Below are 10,989 nucleotides of genomic sequence, written 5' to 3'. Positions count from 1 at the left end.
ACTTCCTCGGTGCAGGCATGATGCCGATCCTTCCGGGTCATCAGCCTCCAAGAAACCCGGGGCGAATCACATGGTGGTGGACCAGCCCGCCACGATCGGTGCGCTACCGGTCGCGGTGGCGCAGGATGCGGGCGTGTTGGTCGGGTATCTGCCTGGTCTGGCGATGCGTCGCATCGCCGATCTCCACCCGGGCGAGGCCAAGACCGATGCCCGCGATGCCTTCATCATCCCCGAAACGGCCCGGACCCTGCCGCACACGCTGCGGTCGATCGATCTCGGCGACGAGCAGGTCGCCGAGTTGACCATGCTGTGCGGGTTCGACGACGACCTTGCTGCCCAGATCAACGCTGCAGCCAACCGGTTGCGTGGACTGCTGACCCAGATCCATCCCGCTCTCGAACGTGTCCTGGGACCGCGGGTCGGCCACCGGGCCGTGCTCGACCTGCTGCGGCACTACCCGTCACCACAAGCGCTCCAGGCCGCCGGCCGCAAGCGTCTGGCGGCCCGGTTGAGCAGGCAGGCGCCCCGCATGGGCGAACAGCTCGCGGCCGACATCGCCACGGCACTCGGCGAGCAAACCATTGTGGTCACCGGTACGGGTGCCGCCGCGGCCGTGCTCTCACGCCTGGCCGAGCAGCTTCAAGCACTTCACCGTCAACGCGACGAGATTGCCTGTGAGATGGAGAAACTCGTGGAGGCCCACCCTCTTCACCTGATCCTGACGAGCATGCCCGGAGTCGGCGTCAGGATCGCCGCCAGACTCCTGACCGAGATCGCCTGCAAGACCTTCCCGACCGCCGGACACCTCGCGTCCTATGCCGGGTTGGCACCCGTCACCCGCCGATCCGGTACCTCGATACGCGGCGAACATTCCCCACAAGGATGGAACAAGGTCCTCAAACGGGCCCTCTACCTGTCGGCCTTCGCCTCGTTGCGAGATCCGAGCTCCAGGGCCTACTACGACCGCAAGCGAGCCGAGGGCAAGCGCCACAACCAAGCACTGATCGCGCTCGCGAGGCGGAGAGCGGACGTCCTGTTCGCCATGCTGCCGGACGGAGCCCTCTACCAACCGCGGTGCGAGTCCCCGGCAGCTGCTTGACAACCACATAGGGGCACAAGGACTTCGTCCAGGGGGCACCCCCAGCCATCCACGTCAAGGTTCGCGACGGTCAGGTCACCAACCGGCCGGTCTATGTGGCGATCGGCGTGACCGTCGACGGTCACCGGGACATCCTCGGATTGTGGGCCGGCGACGGCGGCGAGGGCGCCAAGTTCTGGCTCGCTGTACTACGCAAGATACCGGCGCGCGATCCGGGCCCGCGGCCACTTCCCGAACGAGCAATCCGCCCTCAAATGCCTGTACCTGGCGACCCGGGCCCTGGACCCGACCGGGAAAGGAAGCGCACGATGGGCAACAAGGTGGAAGCCGGCCCTGAACGCCTTCGCCATCACATTCGAAGGCCGCATCACACCGAATGGAAACTAACCGATGCCAAGGCGGATCCACCGTTCATCGGGCTCTGGCGCACTTTCGGTGATGGTTCATGCGAGCAGGATTCGGTGACGTAGCAGCGGGAATCCGGCGCCCCATACATCTGTCGCTTGAGCATCTTGGTGCGGGTGTTGGTGCCTTCGGTTCTGCCGTTGTGGTGTGGCGTGGTGAACGCGGCGACGACCGCGTCATGGTCCTGCTCGAGGCCACGGGCGAAGGACTGCAGGTGCGGTAGATCCATGGTCTGCACGGCACGGATCCACTCATCCAGCCTGGCAGCGTTGCTCTTGCGCGGCGCCAACAGCGTTGCAAACGCTGCGACCTGGTCGCGTAGAGCGGTCATCTCGGGGCAGGCGGACGCGAGCCGATCGAGACACTCACGCTGCCGGTCGGTCAGGTTGCGTGGCCTGGTCAGCAGCAGCCGGGTCACGCGCCGCGGGGACAGGTGCGCGTGGCCCTGGTCGGCTCGACCCTGGTTCAGGTAACGGTGTAGCAGGTTCGCGCTGCCCGGGTACCCCAGCTCGCGGATCTCGGCGAGCAGCTCGGTGACCCGGACGCCGGGATCCTCGGCGCGGCGGCGGCGCAGGTGCTCACGGTAGGGGTCGACCAGCGTTGGCCGATACTGCGGGACACGGTGCAGTCGCTCTGGTTTGGCCGCGCGGGCGTAGCGCTTGACGGTGTTCATCCCCAGGTTCAACCGGCGGGCGCAGTCTCCCAACCCCACACCGCGGTCGAGCAGGTCATGCACCTGCTGCCACCGTTGGGCCGTTGTCGCCGCCCGCCGACCGTCCTGGAGGCCGGTGGCACCGGCCCAACAGGTCGAATGGGCAGCGACCTCCTTCAGCGTTGCCTCGGCCAGCCCGTGCCACAGGTGCCACCGGTCAGCGACCTGCACCGCGGAGGGTAGGGCGTTTCGTACGGCCTGCGCGTAGGTCGCCGACCCGTCCCGGCACACGACCTCGACCCCCGGATGAGCACGCAGCCAGTCGGACACGGCCTGCACGCCGCGGCCGGGCAGCACGTCCACCCGCTGGCCGGTGTCGGCGTCGATGATAGGAAATATGCCTGGAGTTCGCCGCAGTCTTCGGACTTTCACTCTCTATGGACCTGCGCGTTCCTGACCGTTCTGGTGATGCCGAGCGTGTCGAACAAGTTTCAGGATTACTGAAGAGCTATCGTTTTGATCGGCACTTCCGTTATCTGCGTGAATACGAGGAGGCTCGGGGTGGGGCTTTCAGTGGTGCGTGACCTACGCGAACGGCGGGTACTGGCGAGCCCGGAGGAGATCGCTGACTTCGAGACCGATGTGATGTCCGGATTCGTGCTCGCTCGAGCGGCCGCCGGACTGGCGGACAGCACGATTCGCGCCGACGTGACGAACCTGGAACAGGTGCGAACATGGCTCGGGCGCCCACTGTGGGAGATGGAGCCTGCTGACGCGGACGGGTACTTCGGCAAGGCGCTGCGACAGGCAGCGAAGAACACGCGACTGGCCCGTGCGCAGGCACTCAAGACGTACTTCTGTTTCCTGGAGCTGCGCCACAAGATTGAGATCCACGCCCTGACAGGCCGCGTCGTCGAATGCCCGATCGACGAGATCAACCGGCCACGCGGTCAACAACGGGCATCGTTGCGGATTCCACCCAGCGCCGAGCAGGTTCAGCGTTTGTTCGCGGGCTGGCGACAGGATCTGGTCACCTGCCGGAAGTTCGCGCCGACAGCACGCAACTTCGCCGCTGCCCGGTTGATGGCCGACGTGGGGATCCGCATCAACGAGACCCGCAGCCTTGACTTGGCCGACATCAAGTGGGAGCTCGGCCGTTTCGGCAAACTCCATGTCCGCCAAGGGAAGGGATCCCGGGGCAGCGGGCCACGAGAGCGCATGGTGCCGCTCATCAACGACGCTGGGCAGACCCTGCGCTGGTTCGTCGAGGACGTCTGGGGACATTTCGACGATGATCACGATCGTCCCGGTGCACCGTTGTTTCCGTCCGAACGTAAGAACATCGACAGCTCGGCGACACGGATCAGCAGCGAGACGCTGCGCGCCGCCTTGGCGGAGGCAGCGGTACGGCACTTGCCGGACTGGCCGGACAGGCTCACTCCACATGTGCTGCGGCACTTCTGCGCCAGCCAGCTCTACCTGGGCGGCATGGACTTGATCGCGATCCAGCAGACCCTTGGCCACGTCTGGATCGCGACCACGATGCACTACGTCCACGTGCACCGCACTCACGTCGAGGATGCTTGGATCGCCGGTCAACAGCGTGCCGGGCGACGCCTGGAAGGACTGTTGTCATGAAGTGGAACCTGAGGCTGGCCGCCGCGAACCGTGGCATCTGGAAGGCCAGCGAGCTGCAGCGCATGCTCGCTGACCACGGGTTGACCATCAGCGCCGGGAAAATGTCGGGCATGTGGTCGACCGACTCGTTGGCCAGCATCAAACTCGCCGACCTTGACGTCATCTGCGCCGTGCTCGGCTGCGGGGTCGGCGAGCTACTCATTCCCGAGCCCGACAAGGTCACCCGCCGGGTCGACCACGATCGCGAGGGTCCGCCCGAGGCGGCCTCGTCCGGCGGGTCCGCGGTGGTCCCCAAGCGCAGGGACGGTCGCTCGTTGCCGCCGGTCTGATGGGCGGGATCTCGCCGGGCAAGCCGGCGGCCAGCTGCGCCGAGTGCTTCGCCTGGGGTGTACTGCCCGGCCACTGCTGCCGAGCCTGCTACACCTTCCGCAACCTGCATCCATCGGGCCGCTGCGCAGCCTGCCAGAGGACTGTCCCGATCAAGGAGGGTTATTGCCGATTGTGCCGGCTGCAGGCACTCGCCGATGCCAAGGATGCCGGGAAAACCACAGTCTCCGAACCGTTCCTGCGTGGGGTGCGGCACCAGCAGCTGTTCTTCGCCCGCATGCACCGCGACCACTACCGTGTTATCGGGCGCGAACGACTGGGCAAGAATGGAACTCGGGGCCGGCGGCCCCCACCCATGGGTGCCGAGCTCCGAGATCAGGTATGGGCCGGGGTTCAACTCCACCTCCCGCTCGATCTTCGCCGCGACTACGGCCGTTTCGACCGCCGGATGGACGCGGACCTGGCCAATCCCACCCTCATTCGCGGCCGCCGCGTCGCTCAGGATTTCGGTGAGGCCCACGGGTGGTCACGCGCACTCGCCGCCGGTGTCGACCGGGCGCTGGTCGTCGTGCTGTCCTGCCATACCGGTGATGAGAAGATCCGTTACTCCGAGCTGATTTCCGCGGTCCGTCATCGCGGTCGGGTCGCGGATGTCCTCGACCGGCTCGGGCTGCTCGACGACGACCGGGCACCGGCGTTCGAGGCGTGGCTCGAGCGCAAACTGGACGGCCTCACTCCCGGCATTCGGCGGGAGGTCGAGGACTGGATCCGCGCGCTCCACGATGGTGGGCCCCGCACGCGTCCCCGCGACCCGAACACCGTGTGGGGCTACCTCAACGGGATCCGGCCGATCCTGCTCGGCTGGTCGCGTCACTACAACCACTTGCGGGAAGTCACCCGTGACGACGTCCTCGCAATCGTGAATGCATTGCAGGGCAACAAACGCCGCCACACGCTGAGTGTCCTGCGGTCGCTCTTCGGGCACTGCCGGAAGGCAGGCGTCATCTTCCTCGACCCGACCGCGCGCATACGCGTTGGACCGAACAACTACGGCGCCATCCTGCCCCTGGGAGACCACGAGATCACCGAGGCGGTCGGTGCGGCCACCACACCAGCGACCCGCCTCGCCGTCGCTTTGGCAGCCATCCACGCCGCCCGCTCAAAGGACATCGGCCAGTCGCTGCTCGACGACGTCGACCTCGGGGACCGTCGGTTGACCATCGCCGGCCGGTCCCGACCATTGGACGACCTCACCTACCGAGCGCTGACGGACTGGCTGAGCTACCGACGCACCCGCTGGCCCAATACGGCCAACCCCCACCTGTTGGTCAATCGCGTGACCGCGGTGCGCACGTGCCCGGTCGGCAGAGTGTGGATCACCCGGGCATTCTGGGGGCTTGCGGCCACCCTCGATCGGCTGCACGTCGATCGTCAACTCGAAGAATCGCTCACGCACGGCCCGGACCCACTCCACCTCGCCGCAGTGTTCGGCATCAGCCCGGGCACCGCGATCCGCTATGCCGCCGCAGCCCGGCACCTCCTCGAGACCCCTGCAGAGCATCACGATCTCCGCAGTTGACCGCGAACCCACGCACTATCATTGTTCCGAGTCCAAATCTCCTCGAGTTCGCTCCGAGATTCCTTCAGTTTGGCTGAACTCCGGGCTTTCGCACGGTCGCGTACTCGTGACTGCGGCGCAACGCGAAGTCATCGATTCCCAGCACCCGCGGCACCGGCCGGTCGGGAAGGGTGATGCCCAGCAGGGTGCGGATCGCGGTATCCCTCCCGGCGCTGATCCCGACCGCAGGAAGCACCCTGGCCGACGCCCGGCCCACGAGCTCGGCGACGATCGCGCGCAACTGCTCGGTCAGGCGGACCGTGCGACGCTGGTAGCGCTCGAGCACTCCAGGGACCTGCTCCCGGAACGTCTTCCGCGCGCACGTACCCGACCGGCAGCGCATCCGGCGCACGCGCACCCGCAGCAGGACTCGCCGCCCGTCGATCGGCACATCGGCCGGTATCCGCTCATGAAGCGCGTGCACCTTCTCCGTGGGGGTCCCGCAGGACGGGCACGCCACGGCCCCATCCCGCGTCGACGCGCGCACCACGACCGTGTCGCCGGCATCCTCAACACCCTCGATCCTCAATACTGACAAGCCCGAGAACACCGTCCTGACCAGAGAATCCGCCACATCGCACAAGACCCATGCTGGCCAGGCCAGTATCCCGAGTCGGGGCACGGCACGCCCGACCACCACCGAAAGTGCGCCAGAGCCGAAAAGCTGACACTCCCAAGCGACACCGAGGTGTGGCGCAGCAGCGACCACGTCGATGCACAAATTCGCAGAGCGTGCGGGCAACGCGGGCCGACGCGGGGGCAGATCCTCGCTGCGAAGCCGTGAAAGATGCTCGACGCCGTCTGACAGAGCCCTGCGTCGAAGGAGCGAGCGCCGTCATGGTCCCGGACGGCAGCCAATCGACACCTGGAAGTGCAATTCTCGAGGTTCAGCCAGTCCGTGAGCCACTCTCGGTGATCCACGCGGCCCCGGGGTGGAGACCGAGGAGACGCGAGCACCTGCGAGACTGGCCTGGGCCAGAAGCTGCTCGGCGAGCTGCTGTTGATCCACCTCAGTGGCCATGGTTCCAGTGTTTCGGTCATCATCGATCCTCCCCGCCAGGCTCACGCCCGGCGTGTCAGACCAAAACCAGGTCCACCGCTATCCGGACACTCCCGTGCACGGCGGCGGCCTGGATCGGATCGCGCACGTCCAGCACGCCGTCGCACAGACAGGTGCCGAACTGGCCTGCGTTCGGGTGGGAAGCGGCGCCATGCCGGTGTCTCAGGAGTTCTCGTTCCGTGCTTGCGTGATCCACGCGGCGATCTGTGCGCGGGAGGTGAATCCCAGCTTGGTCAGGAGGTGTTCGACGTGCCCCTGTGCGGTGCGGGGCGAGATCGTCAGGCGGGCGGCGATCTCCTTGTTGGTCAAGCCCTCGGCGATCAGTTCGGCCACCTCACGCTCGCGTTTGGTCGGTTTCGCCGACGAGCCCAGGGTTTTTGACGGGGAAGGGGCCTGCTCTCCCAGCGCGTAGGCGATGGCGGCATCGAAGTCGAGCGCACCGCCCTCTTTGCGGGCCGCGGCGTATGCCTGCTCGCTCAACGCCCGCCGTATCTGACGTTCGCATTCGGCTTGGTAGACGAGCAAACCGGGCAACACCACCGTCGCGCTCCCCACCGACCGGCTGAGCTGTTCCGCGGCCCCCAGCAGCACGGCCGCGGACCGGGCGTCGTGCTCGTCGGCGGCGATCCATGCCAATACTTGAAGGCACAGGCTGACGCTGAGGCGGTCGTTCACTCGTTGGCTCACCTGCAGCGACTGCCTCAGGAGCCGATCGGCTCGCACGCGATCTCCGTGCCGCCACACCACAACGGCCAGTGCCCACAGCGAATACGCCCGGTGCACCGATTCGCCCCGCGTCTCGGTGATTGCGAGGACCCGCTCGTAGCATTCGACGGCCTGCTCCGTGTTGCCCAGCAGTTCGTGGCTCATACCGAGGCCGTCGAGCGCGAGGACCTGGTAGAAGAGGTCATTTCGTTCGGTGAACATCCGGGCGGCATTCTCGAGATGGGAGCGAGCGGCGGGAAGACGCTCACCGAACAGGGCCAGATATCCGTCGGCGTGTTCGATGTGTGCGTGCATCTCGGGGTCGATCGTCTGGGCGGCGAGCGCGCGACCCTGCTCCACCAGGGCGGCCGACACCTCGAGGTTGCCCTGCACGCCGGCCATCAGGCTTGCGACGAACAACGCTTTGGCCCGGTCGACGGTGAGCGGGCCGGATTGGCGGGGAAGGAGAAGGTCGAGCCAGCGCCGTCCCTCATCGAACAAACCCCGGGAAAGCCAAAATGGGAAGAGCGCGGTGGCGATCCGGAGTCCGGACACGGGACTGTCGGACACACAGAACTCCAGTGCCTCCCGCAGATTCGGCTGCTCCCGGCTCAGCCTGGTGATCCACGCGAGCTGCCGGGAACTGATCCAGTCGGCTTCCGCCTCGAGGGCCAATCGCGCACACCAGTCACGGTGCCGGCGGCGCAGTTCGGGGTACTCCCCGGCCTCCTGCGCCTTTTCGAGGCCGTAGTCCCGCACGGTGTCGAGCATGCGGAACCGCACCATCGAACCCGACTCGTATCGGGTCAGGATCGACTTGTCGACCAGGTAGGTCACCGTATCGAGGAGATCCTCGTCTGTCGGGTCGTTGCGGCAAACCTGTTGTACGGCCTCGAGGTCGAAGCTGCCGGCGAACACCGAGAGCTGAGCCCACGCGCGTTGTTCCGCCGGAGCGCACAGATCGTGGCTCCAGTCGATGCACATCCGCAGCGTCTGCTGCCGCGAGGGTGCGTCCCTGCTGCCGCGGGTCAGCAGTGCGTAGCGGTCGGTCAGCCGCTCCAGGATCTGCTCGGGCGACATCGCCCGCAGCCGGGCCGCGGCCAACTCGATCGGCAACGGCAGCCCGTCCAGTCGTTGGCAGATGCGGGCGATGGTGACCGTGTTGTGCTCGGTGAGCTCGAATCCCGGCACGGCCGCGGCGCCCCGGTCGGCGAACAGGGCGACCGCGTCATTGCCGGGCAGCCTCCTCGGGAGGTGATCGGAATCGGGAACGGGTAGCGGAGGAATCGGCAGCACATTTTCCCCGCCGATCCCGACCGGTTCGCGGCTGGTCGCGAGAATCCGCAGCCGGGGGCAGAAGCGCAGCAGGGTTTCGGTGAGCTTGGCCACCGCGCCCACAACCTGCTCGCAGTTGTCGAGCACCAGGAGCAGTGTTCGCGGGGCGAGGAAGTCAACGAGCACCTCGAGTGTGGGTCTGGCCGACCTGTCCCGTAGTCCCAGCGCACCCGCTACCACCCCCACCAGGAGCGACTCGTCGCGCAGTTCGCCCAGCTCGACCAGCGTCACGCCGTCGGGGAAATCACGCCGGGCCTTGGTGGCGACCCGCACCGCAAGCCGGGTTTTGCCGACGCCGCCGATCCCGGTCAGCGTCACCAACCGCGAGGCCGTCAGCAGGTTCTTCGCCTCGGCCAGCTCGGTGCGGCGGTCGACGAAACTGGTCAGCTCCAGCGGTAGGCCACCCGTTCGACCCGACTCCAGGGTCGACCCTGACGGCCACCGCGCGGGTGATGCTTCGGCCACCGAGGAAGAGGTCGCTCGACCGGGTGGCGTGCCTCCCTGCTCCTCTCCGGGTTCTGCGTAGATGGCCATGTCGTCGACCGGGAAACCGTGGTGGCGTTGGGACTCGCGCAGCTGTCTGCCGAGTTCCGCGGCGGAGGGGCGGCTCCCTGGGTCGCCGGACATGGCGCTTTCGACGACCGCACTCACCTCGTCGGGAATGCCATGCTCACGGGGGTCCGGCACGGGCTCGGCCGTGATCCGCAGGAACTGAGCCACCAGTTGCTCACCGCTGCGGCGTTCGAAGGCGGCGTGCCCGGTGAGCGCCGCGAACAACGTGGAGCCGAGGCCGTAGACGTCCGCGGCGGGGCTCGGGGGTTCGCCGGCGATGATTTCGGGGGCGGTGAACGCCGGCGACCCGGTCACGATCCCGGTGGTGGTCTCGAATCCGCCGGCGATGTGAGCGATACCGAAATCCGTCAGCGCCGGCTCCCCGTAGTCGGTGAGCAGGATGTTTCCGGGCTTGACGTCGCGATGCAGGATCCCGTGGCGGTGCGCGGTCTCGAGGGCGCCGGCGATCTTCACCCCGAGCCGCAGCGCTTCCTCCAGTGGGAGCGGTCCGTGGCGGCGGATCCGTGCATCGAGAGAGCCGCGGGCGTGGTATGGCATCACGATGTAGGGCCGACCGGTGTCGGTGGTGTCGACGTGGAGGACGTTGACGATGTTCGGGTGCCCGGTCAGCCGGCCCGCCGCGTGCTGTTCGCGCAGGAACCGTGCCCGGTTCAGTTCGTCGAGGTCGGCGGTGAGGACCTTGACCGCCACGGTGCGATCCAGGGAAACCTGGGTGCAGCGGTAGACGACACCGAATCCGCCGCGGCCGATCTCGTGGGCATCCTCGAATCCGGCCGCGGTCAACTCCGCCGTGACGGAACCGGACACGTCGCGTTGTGTCGCGAATGGATCGATGTCGGTCATCGGACACACCACCACGCCGTGTCAGAACAAGGCCGAAACTGCAACACCGCTCACCTCTCGATGGTGCGCTCCCAGGATATCGCCGGCCACACCCCGAGAGCACCTAACCTCGCGCTTTCGCCGCAATCCATGACCGGGACGGTGTCGTGAACGAAGAATAGTGCCCTGACCTGGGATAATTCGACCTGCTGAGGGTCGAATATCAACTGGGTCGAGGGCACCATTCAGGTGGGCAAGTCTAGTTCGTGGCGATGTCGAGAGCGACATATAGGCTCTATGTGCCGTTGCGGAGGTAGTCGTTGCTGGCGCGTGCCAGTGTTCGGCGGAAGCATCGGGAACACCGGTTGGGTGCGGTCGAGTGTACGCCCAGCACCAGAGCCCGGTCTGGTGGATTTAGGTACAGGCCGACCACGTCTCGAACCTTCTCGGTGAACAGTGGATCATTGGATAACTTCCTACGAATCCTGCTTTTGTGGAGCTAATCCGAACGCACGCCATACTTTTGACACTGTCGACTGCGACAGATCCAGTTGCTCGGCCATCGACCGTGTCGACCAGTGCATCGTGTTCTTCGGTGTCGTTTCCAGCGTTGCGGTGATCAGATCTTCGATCTTGGCATCGTCGATCGTTCGGGGCCGGCCCGGACGCGGTTCATCGAGCAGACCGGTGGATTCGAGTGGTCGTCGCAACACCGTCGGTTTATGGTGCCAGACTCTCGGCGAAAACCTGTGCCG

6 protein-coding genes and 4 pseudogenes are annotated in these 10,989 nt (G+C 66.6%); 6 read left to right on the top strand and 4 right to left on the bottom strand.

Features of this window, described 5'->3' with window-relative positions; translation table 11 throughout:
- The 3 genes and pseudogenes from ABD951_RS12355 to ABD951_RS12345 form a co-directional block, all read left to right on the top strand.
- On the top strand, window positions 1–1,099 hold a 1,099-nt coding region (locus tag ABD951_RS12355; protein WP_345345140.1), incomplete at its 5' end, for an IS110 family RNA-guided transposase.
- Window positions 1,100–1,143: 44 nt separating this feature from the next.
- A pseudogene (locus ABD951_RS12350) lies at window positions 1,144–1,486 on the top strand (transposase); the annotation flags it as partial.
- Complete coding sequence (locus tag ABD951_RS12345) at window positions 1,408–1,569, top strand: hypothetical protein (RefSeq protein ID WP_345345138.1); 162 nt, start codon at window positions 1,408–1,410, stop codon at window positions 1,567–1,569. The pseudogene ABD951_RS12350 and the gene ABD951_RS12345, both read left to right, overlap by 79 nt.
- Here ABD951_RS12345 and ABD951_RS12340 read toward each other — a convergent pair.
- Window positions 1,543–2,546, bottom strand: a pseudogene (locus ABD951_RS12340) (ISL3 family transposase); the annotation flags it as partial. The gene ABD951_RS12345 and the pseudogene ABD951_RS12340 overlap by 27 nt on opposite strands.
- 171 nt (window positions 2,547–2,717) lie before the next feature.
- Between ABD951_RS12340 and ABD951_RS12335 the strand changes: the two are divergent.
- From ABD951_RS12335 to ABD951_RS12325, 3 genes are read left to right on the top strand one after another with little or no spacing between them, the layout of a single operon-like run.
- Window positions 2,718–3,794, top strand: a complete 1,077-nt coding sequence (locus ABD951_RS12335) for a tyrosine-type recombinase/integrase (protein ID WP_345345136.1) — start codon at window positions 2,718–2,720, stop codon at window positions 3,792–3,794.
- Window positions 3,791–4,123, top strand: coding sequence for a helix-turn-helix domain-containing protein (locus ABD951_RS12330; RefSeq protein ID WP_345345134.1), 333 nt, complete (start codon window positions 3,791–3,793; stop codon window positions 4,121–4,123). Before ABD951_RS12335 ends, ABD951_RS12330 begins: the two co-directional genes overlap by 4 nt.
- Window positions 4,123–5,700 carry a hypothetical protein gene (locus ABD951_RS12325; RefSeq protein ID WP_345345132.1) on the top strand — a complete coding sequence of 526 codons (1,578 nt, stop codon included), beginning with the start codon at window positions 4,123–4,125 and terminating at the stop codon, window positions 5,698–5,700. Before ABD951_RS12330 ends, ABD951_RS12325 begins: the two co-directional genes overlap by 1 nt.
- A 91-nt stretch (window positions 5,701–5,791) precedes the next feature.
- On the opposite strand, the pseudogene ABD951_RS12320 reads toward ABD951_RS12325, so the two are convergent.
- The 3 genes and pseudogenes from ABD951_RS12320 to ABD951_RS12310 form a co-directional block, all read right to left on the bottom strand.
- Window positions 5,792–6,322 (bottom strand): annotated as a pseudogene (locus tag ABD951_RS12320) (transposase family protein); the annotation flags it as partial.
- 639 nt (window positions 6,323–6,961) lie between these two features.
- Window positions 6,962–10,255 carry a protein kinase domain-containing protein gene (locus tag ABD951_RS12315; protein WP_345345130.1) on the bottom strand — a complete coding sequence of 1,098 codons (3,294 nt, stop codon included), beginning with the start codon at window positions 10,253–10,255 and terminating at the stop codon, window positions 6,962–6,964.
- 277 nt (window positions 10,256–10,532) lie between these two features.
- Window positions 10,533–10,989 (bottom strand): annotated as a pseudogene (locus ABD951_RS12310) (helix-turn-helix domain-containing protein); the annotation flags it as partial.

Source organism: Rhodococcus olei (assembly GCF_039540555.1).
Taxonomy (GTDB): Bacteria; Actinomycetota; Actinomycetes; order Mycobacteriales; family Mycobacteriaceae; genus Rhodococcus_G; species Rhodococcus_G olei.
Note: the sequence above shows the minus strand (reverse complement) of the source record. Positions and strands in the feature narration are given on the sequence as shown.